Source organism: Burkholderia sp. Tr-20390, assembly GCF_017104595.1.
Lineage (GTDB): Bacteria > Pseudomonadota > Gammaproteobacteria > Burkholderiales > Burkholderiaceae > Burkholderia.
On sequence record NZ_JAAGPC010000015.1, the window covers coordinates 1 to 16,184 of the forward strand.

Below are 16,184 nucleotides of genomic sequence, written 5' to 3' on the forward strand. Positions count from 1 at the left end.
GGTGTGAACAGTGGGAGGCAGTGGAGATGGCTGAGTGGGTGCGCGGAAGAGGTAAGTGGTGCGGGAGGGTCGATCTGTGTGCGCGGGGCAGAGCGGAGATTGACGTAGTCGTCGAGGAGTGCTTAGTGCAGGAACAGACAGAGGACGGGCAGGACGTACAGTCAGGAGATTCGAGCGTTTGTAGGATAAGGCAGTTTGAGTCGGCACAACCAGCTCAAGCGTTTTTTTTTGTACAGACGCAGCCGACCACCAAGACCCACACCAGGCCATCCACCCTTCCCCACCCCGCCGCCCTCCCGATCTCGCGCCGCCGGCCCGGCGATCCGCCGCCGCCGGCCGCCGACACGGCCGATTTCGCGGATTTCCGCCAGCGTTATCTGTCCCTGCAGCAGGACATGGAAACGGCGATCGGCCAGTTGCGCGGCCGCCTGCGGGTCGCGGTCGCCGCGCGCTCGTCCGGGATGGCGCGGCTCGCGACGCTCGACGCGATCATGGAGCGCGTGCTCGGCGCGCGCGAGCGCAGCCTGCTGTCGGCCATCCCCGCGCTGCTCGGCACCCGTTTCGGGCGGCTGCGCGACGCGGAGCGGCAGGCGCTGGCCGACGCCGAATCCGCGGCCGCAGCCGCAGCCGCCACGGCAAATCCAGCCGATGACGGCGCGGTGGTGGCCGACGCCACGGCCGTCGCGGCAATCGTGCCCGGCGCATGGCTCGATACGTTTCGCGACGAGATGCAAAGCATCCTGCTTGCCGAACTCGAAGTCCGGTTTCAAACGGTAGACGGGCTGCTCGCGGCCCTTCGCACCAGCTAATCAACACGCTATGTCCAGAATTCGCCTTGATCTCGTTGTCTTCGTCGCCGGTCTGCTCGCTGTGGGCTGGATCGGCGTCGGCTATGTCGCGTCGAACCCGCTGGCGTCGGCCGTCACGCTGCTGATCGCCGCGTGCTACGTCGCCGGCGCATGGGAACTGCTGCGCTACCGGCAGGCCACCGCCACGCTGTCGCGCGCGGTCGCCGGCCTGACCGAGCCGCCCGCGAAACTCGACACGTGGCTCGACACGCTGCACCCGGGCCTGCGCGGCGCCGTGCGCGCGCGGGTCGAAGGCGCGCGCGTCGCGCTGCCGGGCCCGTCGCTCACGCCTTACCTCGTCGGCCTGCTCGTGCTGCTCGGCATGCTCGGCACGCTGCTCGGGATGGTCGTCACGCTGAAGGGCACGGGCGCCGCGCTCGAAAGCGCGACCGATCTCGACGCGATCCGCGCGTCGCTGATCGCGCCGGTGAAGGGCCTCGGGTTCGCATTCGGCACGTCGATCGCCGGCGTCGCGACCTCCGCGATGCTCGGGCTGCTGTCCGCCCTCGTGCGCCGCGAGCGGATCGACGCGGCCCAGCAGCTCGACGCGAAGATCGCGACGACGCTGCGCGTGCATTCGTCCGCGCACCAGCGCGACGAATCGTTCCGGCTGCTGCAGCGCCAGGCGGACGTGATGCCGGCGCTGGTCGACCGGCTGCAGACGATGATGACGACGCTCGAGGCGCGCAGCGTCGCGCTGCACGATCGCCAGATCGAAAGCCAGCAGGCGTTTTTCGACCGGACCGAGCGCGCGTATGCGGGCCTCGCGTCGAATGTCGGCGACGCGCTGAAGGAAAGCGCCGCCGAAAGCGCGCGCGTGGCCGGTGCCGCGCTGCAGCCGGTCGTCGCCGCGACGATGACCGGGCTCGCGCAGGAGATGGCCGCGCTGCGCGATACCGTGACGGGCGCCGTGCAGCGTCAGCTCGACGGGCTGACGGACGGCTTCGAGAAGACCACCGGCAACGTGACGGCCGTCTGGAACCGCGCGCTCGACGAACAGCGCCGCGCGGGCGATGCCGTCGCGCAGCAGCTGCAGACGACGCTCGGCCAGTTCACCGACACGTTCTCGCAGCGTTCGACGGCGCTGCTCGACGGCGTGGCGACGCGCCTCGAATCGACGGAAAGCCGCCTGTCGGAAGCATGGCGCGATGCGCTGTCGCGCCAGGAGCAGGTCGGCGAGACGCTGGCCGGCCAGCATGCGCGCGCGCTGGGCGAGGCCGCCGCGACGTTCGAACGCCATTCGGGCGCGACGCTTGCCGCGATGCGCGAGTCGCACGCGGGGCTGCAGACGCAACTGGCTGCACGCGACGAGGAACGTCTCGCCGCGTGGAACGACTCGCTGGCCGCGATGGCCGCGAAGCTCGGCGACGAATGGCAGCGTGCCGGCGCGCACAGCGCAGGCCGCCAGCAGGAAATCTGTGACGCACTGGCGCAAACGACGCGCGATCTCGCGGCACAGGCATCGACGTTCGAACAACGTTCGAGCGAGTTGCTGTCGACGATCCGCGATTCGCACACGGGCCTGCAGACGCAACTGGCCGCGCGCGATGAAGAACGCCTGTCCGCATGGAACGATTCGCTGGCCGCGATGGCCGCGAAGCTCGGCGACGAATGGCAGCGCGCAGGCGTGCACAGTGCGGGCCGTCAGCAGGAAATCTGCGACGCACTCGCACAAACGACGCGCGATCTCACCACGCAGGCTTCGACGTTCGAACAACGCTCGAACGAGTTGCTGTCGACGATCCGCGATTCGCACACGGGCTTGCAGACGCAATTGGCTGCACGCGACGAGGAACGCCTCGCCGCGTGGAACGACTCGCTGGCCGCGATGGCCGCGAAACTGGGTGACGAATGGCAGCGCGCAGGCGTGCACAGCGCAGGCCGTCAGCAGGAAATCTGCGACGCACTGGCGCAAACGACGCGCGATCTGACCGCACAGGCTTCGACGTTCGAACAACGCTCGAACGAACTGCTGTCGACGATCCGCGATTCGCATACGGGCCTGCAGACGCAGCTCGCGGCGCGTGACGAAGAACGCCTCGCCGCGTGGAACGACTCGCTGGCCGCGATGGCCGCGAAGCTCGGCGACGAATGGCAACGCGCAGGCGTGCACAGCGCGGGCCGTCAGCAGGAAATCTGCGACGCACTGGCACAAACGACGCGCGACCTGACCGCACAGGCCTCGACGTTCGAACAGCGCTCGAACGAACTGCTGTCGACGATCCGCGATTCGCATGCCGGCCTGCAGACGCAACTGGCCGCGCGCGACGAACAGCGCCTGTCGGCATGGAACGACTCGCTCGCCGCGATGGCCGCCGCGCTACGCGACGAATGGGCGCAGACGAGCGCACAGGCCGCGACGCGCCAGCAGGACATCTGCGACACGCTGGCCCGCACCGCGAACGACATCACCGCGCAGGCACAGGTGCATGCGAGCGACACGATCAACGAGATCGCGCGTCTCGTGCAGGCTGCCTCGGAGGCGCCGAAGGCCGCGGCCGACGTCGTCGCCGAGTTGCGCCAGCGCCTGTCCGACAGCCTGGTGCACGACACCGCGATGCTCGAGGAACGCAGCCGCCTGCTCGCGACACTCGAAACGCTGCTCGGCGCGGTCAACCACGCGTCGACCGAACAGCGCACCGCGATCGACGCGCTCGTCAGCACGTCGGCCGACCTGCTCGACCGCGTCGGTGCACGCTTTAACGACACCGTCGATGCCGAAACGCGCAAGCTCGACTCGGTGGCCGCACAGGTCACGGCGGGCGCCGTCGAGGTCGCGAGCCTCGGCGACGCGTTCGGGATGGCCGTGCAGGTATTCGGGGAGTCGAACGACAAGCTGCTGACCCATCTGCAGCGCATCGAGGCCGCGCTCGAGAAGTCGCTCGCGCGCAGCGACGAGCAGCTCGAGTACTACGTCGCGCAGGCGCGCGAGGTGATCGACCTGAGCATGATGTCGCAGAAGCAGATCGTCGAAGACCTGCAGCAGCTCGCCGGCCGGCGGGCGAGCGTCGGAGCGTAACGCATGCACGACGAAATCGACGGCGGCGCGTCCTCCGCCCCGGTGTGGCCCGCGTTCGCCGACCTGATGTCGGTGCTGCTTGGCGCGTTCGTGCTGATCCTCGTCGGCGTGATCGGCATGCAACTTCAGCTCACGTCGAAGCTCGAGGAGGCCATGCGTGCGCGCCAGCAGGAAGCGCAGCAGCGCAAGTCGCTCGAGCAGGCGCTTGCCGGGCCGCTCGCGGCCGGCCGCGTGACGCTCGTGAATGGCCGCATCGGCATCAGCGGCAACGTGCTGTTCGCATTGAATTCCGACCAGTTGCAGCCCGCGGGCCGCGACCTGCTGAAGACGCTGGCCGCGCCGCTGGGCGCCTACCTGAAGACGCGCGACGAGATCCTGATGATCAGCGGCTTCGCCGACGACCAGCAGGTGCATGCCGGCAACCGCCTGTTCGCGGACAACTGGGAACTGTCGGCCAAGCGCGCGTTGACGGTCACGCGTGCGCTGATCGACGCCGGCGTGCCGGCGTCGTCGGTGTTCGCCGCCGCGTTCGGCTCCGAGCAGCCGGTCAGCTCGAATGCTGACGATGAAGGCCGCGCGAAGAACCGCCGCGTGGAGATCGCGCCGGTGCCGCGCAAGTCGGCATCGAACGGAGGGAAGGCGAAGTGACCGGCGAAGCGACGCACGTTCGCGCGACGCTCGACGCATGGCGCGAGCAGGGCGCCGACCGGCTCGATCCGGTGCGCTTTCACCGGATCGACGCGCTCGAACGGCGCGCGGCCGCGCTCGAAGGCGACGCGCGCGCGTTGCTCGATGCGCGGCTGGCGACGTTGCTCGAAGGCTTCGCGGAGGTCGTTGCGCGCGCCGATAAAACGGCAACCGCAACCGCAAGCGGCGCGGCAGGTACGCCCGCGCGCGGTGCGTTGGCGGAACTCGTCGAGCGGCTCGCGCGCGATGCGCAGGCCGACCGGCGCGGGCTCGATCCCGAGCTGGTCGACTACTTCCGCACGATGTGGTCGAAGGTCCGCACGGAACAGCAGTACCGCCAGTCGCTCGACCAGGTGCCGCGCAACGCCGGGCCGCTCAATTCGAACAGTCTCGTGCACCGGTCGCTCGCGACGATGCGCGAGTTGTCGCCGGCTTATCTGCAGCAGTTCCTGTCGTATGTCGACGCGCTCGCGTGGCTCGAGGATCTCGCCGGCGGCGGCGCGCAGCCCGAGAAGGAAGCGCCGCGCGCGAAGGCGACCAGCCCGGCGAAGAAGGTGACGCGCGCGAAGGCGCGGTAACGCCGCGCGCGCTCACGAACGAACGCGGGTTGCTACCGGCCCGGCTCTGCCTCCTGGATGGCCGTGCGCAGTGCGTGCAACGCCTCGGCCAGCGCCGACGCGAACGGCGGATGCGCGGCGATCCCCGCCGCGTCGAGCTGGCTCCCGAGGATCGGCAGCGTGATCGACGCGCGCTCGACGATGTTCGCCGACATCACCGACAGCGTCTCCCGCAGCGCCGCGTCCGCATGCGTCGCACGCGGCGACGCATTCAGCACCGCGACCGGCTTGTACACGACGGCCTCGCATCCCACGATCCAGTCCAGCGCATTCTTCATCACGCCCGTGACGCCGTGCGCGTATTCCGGGCTGGCGATCAGCAGGCCGTCGGCGGCATTCACACGGTCGATCAGGTCGCGCACCGCGGTGGGTGACGGATATTCGGTATCGGGATTGAACAGCGGGAATTCGCCGAGACGATCGAAGCGCACGATGCGCATGCCGTGCGGCGCGACGCGCGCGGCCGCGTCGAGCAGCGCGGCGTTGTACGACTGCGCGCGCAGGCTGCCGCACAGCGCGACGATGTCGATGTGGCGGTCGGAGTCGGTTCGGGAATCGGTTGTCATCGAGATGCGTGTCGGTTGGCGCGTCGCGTAGCGGCGAGCGTCGCGCCGGTCGCACGGATTATCGCACCGGTGTTCGGGCGGCGCTGTGCATGAACAGCTGCCACAATTTGAAAAGGTTACTGCTCGACAAGCTGCGCGAATCTGGCCAGCTGGATCTCTCTTGTGTAGCTTTAGATTTCTCGTCATTACGAGCCGTGGGGCGAGCGAAAAACTGACCGAACCCTACGGATCGCGCGTGACCGGGTTCAAGCATTACGTTCTCGTAGACGCTGACGGTATGCCTGTTAGCGTTATCCTGACCGGCGCAAACCGAACGACATTACTCAACCGCTGCCGCTGGTCGATGCTATTCCGCCGAGGCATGCGCGGCTGACTGCTTTGCAAGCCCAAGGTCATCTACGCAGATCGCGGCTACGACTCCGAGTCGCACCGTGAGCGCTTGCGTGATCGTGGCATCAAGCTTGTAATCGCGAAGCGACGCGCTGACCATGGCAGTGGTCTGGATAAATTCCGATGGGTGGTCGAACGGATTCACGTGTGGCTACACAAGCTCCGTCGTCCGCGAATTCGTGTCAATCGGCTTGGCGACATTGTCGAAGCGTTCTTGAAACTCGGCTGCTTGCTCGTCTGTTGGAACACCTTCAAACGACCTGAGCGGAATTTTTGAACTGTCCTCTAGGGGCGATCGGAGGCATTCTTGAACAAATGGAGAATGGTGACAAATGGCAAGATGGATGATGCGTAAGAGGGCAGAATGGAAATCAGTGCGGGCGTGCCGACGTGCCGCTTGCGGGTTCGCCTTGGTATTGTTCGCGATGTCGGCCTATGCTGGCGAGCAATTCGACCTCCAGTGCCGGAATGGTACTCATCTGGGCCGATATGTCGTTGGCCAGAACAGCGTGTCGGCGCGTAACCGGGAATCGCCGATGGGCCTCTTTTATTGCCCGAGCGACCGGAAGATCTACAACATACGGACCGACGACCGGCGATTGCATGATGGCACCTGCGCCGTGCCGTTCGAGGATGTGGAGGTGACGTACTTGAGCTTCGAGCGTCGCCCACCTTTTCCTCTGTGTGATGGTGGCTATCTGGCCGATCCGAGGATGGTGATGTTCTTCGATTGACAGTGAAGCCGATGCCGCTCCGCAAATGCATCGACCATGCTGACCTGCAGCCGACGGTGGCGGCAGCGATTCCTGCTGAAAGCTACCTGAGCGCTCACGATCGTCCCGACACCGCGACACTGGTCATCTGGGTCATCGATCCGTCGCTCAACCGCCAGCGCGAACGCGAGTATTCGCATGCGACCGGCGCATTCCTGACCCTCGCCGAGCGCTATGCGCTGTGTCCGCAGAACCGGACGTGCGTGATGCCGGACGGTCGCGTGACCGTCCACGTCGGTTATCGCTTCGATCCCGACACGGATGTCTGCAGCGAGACCTAAGCGGTATTTGACAACGCAACGCCAGCCTTGCTCGTGAAGAGCGAGCAGATGTGTTTCTTGCCCGAGATGCGCGACCCGGAAGACGTCGTGCGCGATGCGCTGCTCAAGGCCGAGTTCCCGCGCACATATGCCGGCTGGATCGTGACGGAGCGCATCGGCTACTGGGTCGGCGTGCTCTACCGGCAGCGCCGCGGAGCCGGCGAATCGGGTGCGCACGAGGATGCGGTGTTCACGGCCGAGCGGTCGCGCAGATGAAGCGTGTCGATCCGAACATCGAATGGCTGCTTCCGTCGGTGCTCGCCGGGCTCGCCCGGATAAAGATGATGGACGAGCACATATTGCGGCTGGCGTTCAGCGAACGAACGGGCATCGCGATCTAGCACGGTCCTGCCTGATACGCGAACGCTCACATGCAGGCGGCGCCGGCCATCCCCGCCGCGCGCGCGAACTCCCCGATCTCCCATCCATGACCGAGCATCAGCCGCCGCGTATGCAGCGCGCCGTGCACGTCGTCGGCGACGGTTTCACCGAGATAACGCAGCGCACGGCCGTCGATATCGACGAAGCCGTGCCGGTAATCCTGCGCGAGCGCCGTCCACAACTGCGCGGCGCCGACCGACTGGCGCGCGCCGCTGATCAGGCACAGGCCCGCGTCGAGCCCCCAGCGATACAGCGTCGTCGCGAGCCCCTTGCGCTGCGCGGACCCGCGCAGCCGCGTATGCGGCGCGCGCAGGAAGCGGTCGGCGCGGCGCGGGATTTCCGGCAGGCGGTTGAACACCGTATAGCCGGCGAGCTGGCGCGCGGCCGGATCCTCGACATACAGGAAGTACTCGCCGTCCGCCTCGCGGTGGCGGACGATCAGGCCGGAGCGGCCGAGCGCGACCGCCGGCAGGCCGTACAGGCGATGGCCGGGCTGGTGGAGACGCGCGTAGAGCGTGTCGAGTTCATCGTCGATGTCGTGCTGGGAATGCTGTACGTCGATACGCATGGCAAAGGTCGCCCGTCCCGGGCGGTCCGAGAAAGTGGTTCATCGCAAAGGGGGAAAGGAATGGCTGCGGCCCCCGGGCTCGGCGAAGCGAGCCGGGGCCGCGAATCAGCTGGGGATGTGCTGGAAACCGGCGGCGATCGCGGCGAGGCCCGCGATGCAGAGTGCGAACAGGATCAGGACTTTGTGGATCACGTCTCTCTCCTCAAGAATACGCGGCGCCGAAGGGCGGCATCGCGGAGACGGTGAGCGGCGGGCACGGCCCGCGCGGCCGTCGTGCGGGACGACGGTCGAAGGTCCGGGCGACAAGCGGGCAGGTCGGGCGCCGTATCGCACGCGGACGGGCAGCACCATACGCGACGTGATCCGGGTGGGCAATCGGACAGAAGATGAAAAGCGACGAAAGGCGGAGAATCGCGTCGTTTCGCGACAATTGGCCGCATGGGGGCGGAGGCGGCGGTGCCGGCGCGTACTTGCACGACGGCCACCGAAGTCGATGGAATCGCCCGCGCCCGGTGCCGTCTGGTGCGCCAGGCGGCATCGGGCGTTCCGTCAAAGGACCGGATTGAGCGAAAGATTGCCATCACTTGCGCAATCGCATTCGCAACGAGGGAACGTGCTGTCGAGCGACAGCACGTAATTGCCGAGCTTCTTGTCGGACGTCCACGGTTGGATACGTTGGTACGTGAACGTCTTGACGTCCCATCCGGCCTTGGCATGTGCCGCCAGTGCATCGGGGTGGGGGTGTCCGTACGGCTTGGTCTTGCGGACAGGATGTACGTCGCCGACGGAACAGACCACCTTCGAATGCGGGCCACCCGTAGGTGCGCTCGGCGCAAGGCCCATTTTTCCGCCGTGGTGCGATACCACCAGCCCGACTAAATCGAAGCTGCTCCAGTCGACGGGGATGGACTCGCAACGCGCATCCCCCTGGAGCAGCAGGGCCGTCGGTTTGTCGACGCGTCCCTCGTCGGCGAGCCGTTCCGCAGTCGGCGTAACCAGCATCACGAGCCCCGAGTTGTTGCGCAGTTCGGATGACGTGTTGCCGACGTCGGCATCCGGCTGGGCCTTCACGATGACGCCGTGGCTGAACGGGAGCGTGGCGAGATTGATCGGCCAGTACTGCAACGCGGTCAGTCCGGATGCCCCGTTGACCGTTTTCAGCAAGAGGCGGATGAGTTCGAGATGGGTTGCGCCCAAGCCCAGGTGTTCCTGGCACGGAGCGATCCAGTAACGCTGCAGCGCATCGGGAACGATCGTCAGTTTGGCGTATTTGTTTCCCTTGGTGTCCGTGACGACGTAAAACCGTTCGAGTATGCCGGCCCAGTGATCGAAATCCCAATGCGACAGGACGACGGGTGCATGGAGCCAGTCGAACTCTTCGGTCATCTTTTGCCGATCGCAATGAAAGAACCGCGGTGCATGCTTGGGCCGGGTGTAGTCGTACACTGAGATCGGTTTGCCGATATCGAAAAATACGAGCGGATGCTCGTTGCGATCCACGAGCGCACTTGCGCTGCCTTGCCCGATATCGTAGACGGCCGCGAATACCTGGTCCTTGCCGCCCACGCGCCATTCCAGGATCTCCCTGAGAAGCGCCTTGCCCCTGGGCGTCGTGCCAGACCCGGCGGCTGCGGATCTGGCGACCGATTTCCGGTAGGCGACGGTGGAAAGGCCGGTGCGAACCCGCCTGGAAAGTCCGGCCGGTGCAGTGCCGATGAAGCCGATATGAACCGGAAGCGCGGGTTGCGCATCGTCGGCCGCCGCGCGCAGTGCAATTTCGGCCGGTGCAGTGTCGTCGCCCGGCGTGTCGTTCAGGCCGACGATCAATGCGCGTTCGGGATTGCGCGCCGCGGAGTCGATCGCCTGCCGCCAGCTCGGTTTCATGTCGGCATACCGCAGCACGACCGGCAAGGTCTTGATGCCGTCTTCGAACGGTCTTTCGACCAATTGCGAGAAGGTCATCCCGTTCCGCAGGTTTTCGACCTCGTCGGGATGGAGCAGGTCGAGAAGGACAAAGGCGTCTTCGTTTGCGTCCTCCCGAGCGCCGATGTCGATCTGGTCGACCCAGGCCATATAGGCCCGGTGTTCATTCAAAAGCTGTTTCGCTTTGTTCAAGGGTCTCTCCGCGTGATTCTTTTAATTGCCGATGGCGCGCATCCGGCGAGGCCGCCTTTGCCGAATGGCGCAACGATACTACAGCGCGTGGCGCACCGTGTGCCGGGAAATCGGTGTCGTGCGGATGCGCGTCGCTCGGAGACGGGTGTCGTGCTGGCGGGTCGCGAAGGCGGTGCAGCAGCGAGGGCGCACGAAGTGAAGGTTGGCGCAGGAAGGCGCGGACAGCGGGGCAACGGGAGCGTCGACGAGGATATGGCGGTGCGCGCGGCCAGCGACGCACGATCATGGCGGTCAGTCGGCAGTGTTTACCGCACGCTTGCAAGGCATGCGATACATCTGCTCGCTATCGGCCGAAGCGCGGCGCGCCGGAACCGGCGAAACGTCGATGTGCGAACGCGAGCGCAGACGAGGGCGCGGCAGCCCGCCCCGCCCTTTGCCCCAGCGTCAAGCCGGCGCGCGCTGCCCGAATGCCTGCCTGATCCGCGCGAACAGCCCGTGCTGCTCGATCCATTCGGCATACGCGCGATAGTCGGGGTCGCGCATCAGGTGGCGCTCTTCCGTCTTCGCCCGCGTGTAGTAGATCAGGTTGACCGCGACGAGCCCTGCGCAGTGCATGAGCCCGACCTGCCAGCCGAGCGGCTCGACGAACGGCACCGATACCATCCAGTACGACAGGTTCTTCGTGATGTACGCCGGATGCTTCGTGAAGCGGTACGGGCCCGACGTGATGATCCCGCGGTTCGTCAGGTTCGAGAACCGCAGCCCGAACGAGATCGTGCACAGCGCGTAGGTCAACAGCAGCAGGATGATCGCCGCGCCCCAGATCACGCGCAGCGTCGGGGCCGACATCAGCCAGTTGTCCCAGAACATCGAGCCTTCGTAGCGGATGTAGTTGTTCGAGAACAGCGACCAGAACGGCTGGTAGCACATCAGCGCGGCCACCCAGCCGAGCGTCGTCGGCTCGACGGTGCGCACGTGGCTGTCGAGGATGCGGAACGTGCACAGATAGCCGACCGTGCCGAACATCAGGTCCATCGTGAACGACAGGTCGTACATGAACACGAAGGTCGCGATCGTCATCGGCGCATGCATCGCGTTCGCGAGCGACGCGGTCAGGTGATCGGCATCCTTCGACAGGTAGACGGTCATCAGCGGCAGGAAGAACGCCTTCACGCCCCAGCCGGCCAGCATCTCGCGCACCGGCTTCCAGCTTGCGGGCTGCTCGCGGCGGAACAGGAAGCGGCCCCACAGCAGGTACGCGTCGTCGGTCTCGCGCTGGTGGCGGTCCATCCACGCGAAGTAGAACGGCGCGGCGACGATCACGTACGGCGCGAGCGAACGCAGCAGCGACCAGAACGGCAGGTAGAACTTGCCGTGGTATTCGGGCAGCAGCCAGTAGATCACGCCGATGCCTGCATAGATCGACGTCAGCGCGCCGAGCCGCGTCGCGACGCGCGCGATGCCGAGCGGCCGGACCGCCTGCCGCGACAGGCCCGCGCTCGGGCGCAGGTAGACGCGCGAGATGAAGATTTCGTGCAGCGCGATCGTGCCGATGATCGCGAGGCTCGCGATGACCGCGCGGGTGGCTGCGTCGAGGCTCGGCTGACCGCGCGTGATCCATAGCGCGAAGAGCCCGGCGGTGATGCCGAGCAGGCCGGCGCGCAGCGGCGTGGCGGAACGGGGTGGGCGGTCCTGGACCGCGGCGATGCCGTCAAGCGTGGAATTCATGATCGGATCCTCGTACGGATGAGGGCCGGCGCCCCCGCTTGGCGGGTGACGCCGGCCGTCGGCCGGGCTTTGTATGGATGCGCGCCCGGCCATTGGCCTGTGGTTTTGATAGGTAAAGCGTTACTTCTTGTTGCCGCCGCCCAGCAGACCGCCCAGGAGGTTCGTCACCGGCGACAGCAGGTTGCCGGCGCCGCCCGCGGCACCACCGCTCGAGCCGCCGGTCAGGCCGCCCACCACGGAGCCGCCACCCGCCGGCGTCGTGACCGTGCCGGCCGCACCGCCGGGGCTGGCCGTGCCGGTGGCGCCCGCGCCGCCTGCCGGCGTCGTCAGCGCTCCCGTCACCGTGCCGACCGGGCCGCTCGACAACAGGCCGCCGAGCGTGCCCGTCACGTTGCCGCCCGGCGTCGTGACCGTGCCGGTGAGGCTGGCGCCGAGCGGCGTCAGCGAGTTGACGAGGTTGGTGACCGGCGCGAGCAGGCCGCCGATACCCGCGCCACCGGTGCCGCTGGTGCCGCCCGTTCCGCTCGTTCCGCCGGTACCGCTCGTGCCGCCCGAACCGAGGCCGCCGAGCGCACCCGTCAGCGAGCCGAGCAGGCCCGTGACCGGTCCGAGCGGGCCGCCGCTGCTCGTGCCGCTGGTGCCGCTGGTGCCGCCCGAACCGCTCGAGCTGCCGCCGCCCAGGCCGCCCGTCAGCGTGCCGAGCAGGCCCGTGATCGGGGCGAGCGGGTTGCTGCCGCCCGTGCCGCTGCTGGAGCTGCCCGCGTTGTTGTCGTGGACGAGGCCGCCAGTGGACGTCACCGTGTTGCCGAGCTGCGCCACGACACCGCCGAGCGCGCCGCCCACCGGGTTGTCGGTTGCGCCGCCGACCTTCGTGCCGGCGCCGGCGAGGCCGTTGCCGAGTGCGCTCAGCAGGCCGTTGAGCGGCGTGCCGAGCAGCGTGACGCTGCCGAGCGTCTGCGTGGCGCCCGGCGTCGTGACCCCGCCGGTCAGCGTGTTCGTGATCGGGTTGATCACCTTGCCGACCTGCGTCTCGAGCTGCTGGACCGGCGAGCTGTTCAGCGCCGTGTTGAGGCCCGATGCGGTCGAGTTGACGGCGCCGCCGACGGTGTTGACGAGATCGCCGACGAGCGTCGTGACCGGCGACAGCGGCGACAGCGGGCCGGAGCCGAGGCTCTTCACCGCGTTGCCGAGGTTGTTGACCGCGCCGCCGGTGCCGGTCAGCAGGCCGGTGGTCGACGTCAGCGTCGGTCCGAGCGGGTTGGCCGACACGCCGATCGAGCCGAGGCCGGCCGCGACGCCGTTGCCGAGCGCCTGCACGCCGTTGCCGAGGCTCGTGACCGCGTTGCCGACGCTGGTGGCCGTCGTCGGGTTCGTGCCGGGGATCTGCACGCCGCCGATCTGCGCGCCGCCGGTTGCGACCGTCGTGCCGAGTGCCGTCACGAGGTTGCCGGATTTCTGGAGAACATTGCCGAGGGGGGTGACGCCGGTGCCGGAGGTGCCGGAGGTGCCGGAAGTACCGGAAGTACCGGAAGTACCGGAAGTACCGGAAGTGCCGGAAGTGCCCGACGTGCCGGAGGTGCCCGACGTACCAGAAGTGCCCGAAGTACCGGAGGTGCCCGAGGTGCCGGAAGTGCCCGACGTGCCGGAGGTGCCGGAAGTACCGGAGGTGCCCGACGTGCCGGAGGTGCCGGACGTACCGGAGGTGCCCGAAGTACCGGAAGTGCCCGACGTACCGGAAGTGCCCGATGTGCCGGAGGTGCCCGACGTACCAGAGGTGCCGGACGTACCGGAGGTACCCGACGTACCGGAAGTGCCCGACGTGCCGGAGGTGCCCGACGTACCGGAAGTGCCCGACGTGCCGGAAGTGCCCGAAGTACCGGAAGTACCCGACGTACCGGAAGTGCCCGACGTACCGGAAGTGCCCGACGTACCGGAGGTGCCCGACGTACCGGAAGTGCCCGACGTGCCGGAGGTGCCGGACGTGCCGGAGGTGCCGGACGTACCGGAGGTACCCGACGTACCGGAGGTGCCGGACGTACCGGAGGTACCCGACGTACCGGAAGTGCCGGACGTGCCGGAGGTGCCGGACGTACCGGAAGTACCCGACGTACCAGAAGTGCCCGAGGTACCGGAGGTGCCCGACGTACCGGACGTCCCCGACGTACCTGAACTACCCGAAGTCCCGCCACCCGAAGTACCCGACGTCCCACCACCCGACGTCCCCGACGTCCCCGAGCTGCCGCCGGTCCCTGACGTGCTCGGCTTGATCGTCGGCGGGGTCGTCGGTCCATCGACCGAGCCGCAACCGTAGAGCGCGAGCAGCGACGAGACGGCCATCGTTACCGTCGTCTTCTTGAAGAGTTTGTGCATGTTGGCCTCGACATTGGAAGTGTGTCCAAGCCTCCTCTGCAAATTCCGCGCCACGGCAGTATTCCCGAAACGGTGTCGCGCTTTATTGCAGGAATCGGGAATATACGTGCGATTTAAACGGCGTTCCGGCGGTTTCGCGCGACCGGCACGCAGGGTGCGCCGGCGCGGCGGTTGCGATGTTCCCGCGCGCCGCCGTAACGCGCGGCGCGATGTTACGTAGCGTTCGACATCGCGTGACGCGGGCGGCCTCGAACCGAGGGCCGCATCTTTGACGAAACGCGCGGGCCCGATGAACATGGCGCGACATCCCCGGCTCGCGGCGACGCCGCAACACCCACGACTCCACCAGGACACGGACATGAGCGAACAGGACAGGGAATACGGCAAGGCGCGACGCATCGACGTGATGGGCGAGGCGTTCGTCGAGCGTGCGATGCGCGACCTCGACGGTTTTTCGCGGCCGCTGCAGAACTGGCTGAACGAGCACGCGTGGGGCAGCACGTGGCAGCGGGGCGGGATCGACCTGAAGACGCGCAGCCTGTGCACCTGCGCGATGCTGGCGGCGCTTGGCCGCAGCACGGAACTGAAGGGTCACATTCGCGGCGCGCTCAACAACGGCGCGAGCCTTGTCGAGATTCGCGAGGTGTTGCTGCACAGCGCGCTGTACGCGGGCGCGCCGGCCGCGGTCGAGGCATTCCGCAGCGCGCGGGAGGTGATATCGGATCTCGGGCTGCCGGTGCCCGACGACGAAACCTGATGCCGCGCCGGCGCCGGCGGCACGGCACGGAATCAGGCGCTGTTACGCGGTCCCGGCTTACGCGATGCGTGCCGACGGCGCGGCCACCTCGGCCGGCGCGGCGGCGACTTCGAGCAGCCAGTCGGCGGTGGCTTCCGGAATCGTGACCGGCAGCATGTGCCCGCCCTCGACGACCTTCAGCCGCACGCGCGCCGATTTCTTCGCGAGCGCTTCGCCGTGCTCGCGCCAGTTCAGGATCGGATCGGCGCGGCCGTACAGCACGTCGACCGGCAGCGCGAGGTCCGCGTAGCGGCGTTCCATCGCGGGCAGGTCGACCGGTGCCGACAGCAGGTCGGTCGCCGTCGCGTAAAACACGTGCGGGCGCATCCCCAGCAGCCCGCCGCCCTTGACCGGGAAGTCGCGCGGCACGTCTTCCGGCGCGAACACCTGGCCCACGGCCTTGCGGCCGGTCAGGATCGTCAGCGGAATCGCGAAGGTCCACGACACGAAGCGGCGCACCAGCGGCGACGGCAGCATCAGCGGCTTGAACGGCGCCGGCGGCTCGCTCTGCTCGTGCGACAGCGGCGCGATCAGCGCGAGCCGGCTCACGCGGTCCGCATGATTGAGCCCGACCGCGAGCGCGATCGCGCCGCCGAGCGAGTGGCCGACCAGCACCGGCTTGTCGAGCTTCAGCGCGTCGATGAACGCGGCGACCGTGCGGGCCTGCGCGAACACGTTCGCCTGCGAACCCGCGCCGCGGAGCGAGCGGCCGGCGCCCGGCCGGTCGATCAGGATCACGCGATGCTGCTGCGCGAGCCGCGCGAGCGGCAGGTACGCGAAATTGCGCAGCTGCCCCGCGAGCCCGTGGACGAACACGATCGGCGGGCCGTTGCCGTATTCGACGTAGTGGATGCGGTCGCCGCCGATGTCGACGAAGCGGCCTTCGGGCGGAAACGCGCGCGTCACGCGGCGGGCCACGTAACCGGTAAACAGCGCGAGCGCGGCAAGCACCGCGACGACGCCGAGCAGCACGTTCTGGATCAGATGGAGCGTAGGGGTCATGTCG

The 16,184-nt window shown here is 67.7% G+C and carries 16 protein-coding genes and 1 pseudogene; 11 read left to right on the forward strand and 6 right to left on the reverse strand.

Annotated features, from left to right (window positions below; genetic code table 11):
• The first annotated feature begins 26 nt into the window (after positions 1-26).
• Genes G3N98_RS39695 through G3N98_RS06835 form a run of 4 tightly spaced genes read left to right on the forward strand, consistent with a single transcriptional unit; the run spans position 27 to position 5,132 of the window.
• A complete protein-coding gene (locus G3N98_RS39695) occupies positions 27-809 on the forward strand; it encodes a DUF3348 family protein (protein ID WP_241025792.1) in 783 nt (260 codons plus the stop codon).
• Between the two features lie 10 nt (positions 810-819).
• The gene (locus tag G3N98_RS06825) at positions 820-3,867 is read left to right on the forward strand and encodes a DUF802 domain-containing protein (RefSeq protein ID WP_206147711.1); all 3,048 of its coding nucleotides are present in this window, start codon (positions 820-822) and stop codon (positions 3,865-3,867) included.
• 3 nt (positions 3,868-3,870) lie between these two features.
• A complete protein-coding gene (locus G3N98_RS06830) occupies positions 3,871-4,515 on the forward strand; it encodes an OmpA family protein (RefSeq protein WP_206147712.1) in 645 nt (214 codons plus the stop codon).
• Positions 4,512-5,132, forward strand: coding sequence for a DUF2894 domain-containing protein (locus G3N98_RS06835; RefSeq protein ID WP_206147713.1), 621 nt, complete (start codon positions 4,512-4,514; stop codon positions 5,130-5,132). Before G3N98_RS06830 ends, G3N98_RS06835 begins: the two co-directional genes overlap by 4 nt.
• Positions 5,133-5,164: 32 nt before the next feature.
• Here G3N98_RS06835 and G3N98_RS06840 read toward each other — a convergent pair whose 3' ends face one another.
• The gene (locus G3N98_RS06840; RefSeq protein ID WP_206147714.1) at positions 5,165-5,737 is read right to left on the reverse strand and encodes an NADPH-dependent FMN reductase; all 573 of its coding nucleotides are present in this window, start codon (positions 5,735-5,737) and stop codon (positions 5,165-5,167) included.
• A gap of 116 nt (positions 5,738-5,853) precedes the next feature.
• Between G3N98_RS06840 and G3N98_RS06845 the strand changes: the two are divergent.
• From G3N98_RS06845 to G3N98_RS40160, 5 genes and pseudogenes are all read left to right on the forward strand, one after another.
• Positions 5,854-6,404, forward strand: a pseudogene (locus G3N98_RS06845) (IS5 family transposase); the annotation flags it as partial.
• Between the two features lie 55 nt (positions 6,405-6,459).
• Positions 6,460-6,861 (forward strand): hypothetical protein, encoded by a 402-nt coding sequence (locus tag G3N98_RS06850; RefSeq protein ID WP_144030293.1) that lies wholly within the window; start codon positions 6,460-6,462, stop codon positions 6,859-6,861.
• An 11-nt stretch (positions 6,862-6,872) separates the two neighbouring features.
• Entirely contained in the window at positions 6,873-7,181 is a 309-nt protein-coding gene (locus tag G3N98_RS06855; RefSeq protein WP_144030294.1) for a hypothetical protein, read from the forward strand.
• 48 nt (positions 7,182-7,229) lie between these two features.
• Entirely contained in the window at positions 7,230-7,436 is a 207-nt protein-coding gene (locus G3N98_RS06860) for a hypothetical protein (RefSeq protein WP_175241075.1), read from the forward strand.
• Positions 7,433-7,561, forward strand: a complete 129-nt coding sequence (locus G3N98_RS40160) for a hypothetical protein (RefSeq protein ID WP_256991438.1) — start codon at positions 7,433-7,435, stop codon at positions 7,559-7,561. The genes G3N98_RS06860 and G3N98_RS40160 overlap by 4 nt, the downstream gene beginning before the upstream one ends.
• Before the next feature lie 26 nt (positions 7,562-7,587).
• Here the strand turns inward: G3N98_RS40160 and G3N98_RS06865 are convergent, their stop codons facing one another.
• The 4 genes from G3N98_RS06865 to G3N98_RS40315 form a co-directional block, all read right to left on the reverse strand.
• Positions 7,588-8,169, reverse strand: coding sequence for a histone acetyltransferase (locus tag G3N98_RS06865; protein WP_206147715.1), 582 nt, complete (start codon positions 8,167-8,169; stop codon positions 7,588-7,590).
• 549 nt (positions 8,170-8,718) lie between these two features.
• Positions 8,719-10,284: a hypothetical protein gene (locus G3N98_RS06870; protein ID WP_206147716.1), complete on the reverse strand. Its 1,566-nt coding sequence runs from the start codon at positions 10,282-10,284 to the stop codon at positions 8,719-8,721.
• A gap of 444 nt (positions 10,285-10,728) precedes the next feature.
• Positions 10,729-12,012 carry an isoprenylcysteine carboxylmethyltransferase family protein gene (locus tag G3N98_RS06875; protein WP_206147717.1) on the reverse strand — a complete coding sequence of 428 codons (1,284 nt, stop codon included), beginning with the start codon at positions 12,010-12,012 and terminating at the stop codon, positions 10,729-10,731.
• A 120-nt stretch (positions 12,013-12,132) separates the two neighbouring features.
• Positions 12,133-13,452 (reverse strand): collagen-like triple helix repeat-containing protein, encoded by a 1,320-nt coding sequence (locus G3N98_RS40315; RefSeq protein WP_346779074.1) that lies wholly within the window; start codon positions 13,450-13,452, stop codon positions 12,133-12,135.
• Here G3N98_RS40315 and G3N98_RS40320 point away from each other — a divergent pair.
• Both G3N98_RS40320 and G3N98_RS06885 read left to right on the forward strand, forming a co-directional pair.
• On the forward strand, positions 13,346-14,323 hold the full coding sequence (locus tag G3N98_RS40320) for a highly repetitive protein (RefSeq protein WP_346779075.1): 978 nt from the start codon (positions 13,346-13,348) through the stop codon (positions 14,321-14,323). The genes G3N98_RS40315 and G3N98_RS40320 overlap by 107 nt on opposite strands.
• A gap of 417 nt (positions 14,324-14,740) precedes the next feature.
• A complete protein-coding gene (locus G3N98_RS06885) occupies positions 14,741-15,139 on the forward strand; it encodes a carboxymuconolactone decarboxylase family protein (RefSeq protein WP_089497564.1) in 399 nt (132 codons plus the stop codon).
• A 57-nt stretch (positions 15,140-15,196) separates the two neighbouring features.
• Here G3N98_RS06885 and G3N98_RS06890 read toward each other — a convergent pair whose 3' ends face one another.
• Positions 15,197-16,180 (reverse strand): alpha/beta fold hydrolase, encoded by a 984-nt coding sequence (locus G3N98_RS06890; RefSeq protein WP_206147719.1) that lies wholly within the window; start codon positions 16,178-16,180, stop codon positions 15,197-15,199.
• Between the last annotated feature and the right edge of the window lie 4 nt (positions 16,181-16,184).

Bases quoted from the DNA above. Each gene is read 5' to 3' on its own strand.
- G3N98_RS06890 (WP_206147719.1), bottom strand. From the start codon at position 16,180: ATGACCCCTACGCTCCATCTGATCCAGAACGTGCTGCTCGGCGTCGTC.
- G3N98_RS06875 (WP_206147717.1), bottom strand. From the start codon at position 12,012: ATGAATTCCACGCTTGACGGCATCGCCGCGGTCCAGGACCGCCCACCC.
- G3N98_RS40160 (WP_256991438.1), top strand. From the start codon at position 7,433: ATGAAGCGTGTCGATCCGAACATCGAATGGCTGCTTCCGTCGGTGCTC.
- G3N98_RS06865 (WP_206147715.1), bottom strand. From the start codon at position 8,169: ATGCGTATCGACGTACAGCATTCCCAGCACGACATCGACGATGAACTC.
- G3N98_RS06850 (WP_144030293.1), top strand. From the start codon at position 6,460: ATGGCAAGATGGATGATGCGTAAGAGGGCAGAATGGAAATCAGTGCGG.
- G3N98_RS39695 (WP_241025792.1), top strand. From the start codon at position 27: ATGGCTGAGTGGGTGCGCGGAAGAGGTAAGTGGTGCGGGAGGGTCGAT.
- G3N98_RS06860 (WP_175241075.1), top strand. From the start codon at position 7,230: ATGTGTTTCTTGCCCGAGATGCGCGACCCGGAAGACGTCGTGCGCGAT.
- G3N98_RS06825 (WP_206147711.1), top strand. From the start codon at position 820: ATGTCCAGAATTCGCCTTGATCTCGTTGTCTTCGTCGCCGGTCTGCTC.
- G3N98_RS06855 (WP_144030294.1), top strand. From the start codon at position 6,873: ATGCCGCTCCGCAAATGCATCGACCATGCTGACCTGCAGCCGACGGTG.
- G3N98_RS06840 (WP_206147714.1), bottom strand. From the start codon at position 5,737: ATGACAACCGATTCCCGAACCGACTCCGACCGCCACATCGACATCGTC.
- G3N98_RS06830 (WP_206147712.1), top strand. From the start codon at position 3,871: ATGCACGACGAAATCGACGGCGGCGCGTCCTCCGCCCCGGTGTGGCCC.
- G3N98_RS06885 (WP_089497564.1), top strand. From the start codon at position 14,741: ATGAGCGAACAGGACAGGGAATACGGCAAGGCGCGACGCATCGACGTG.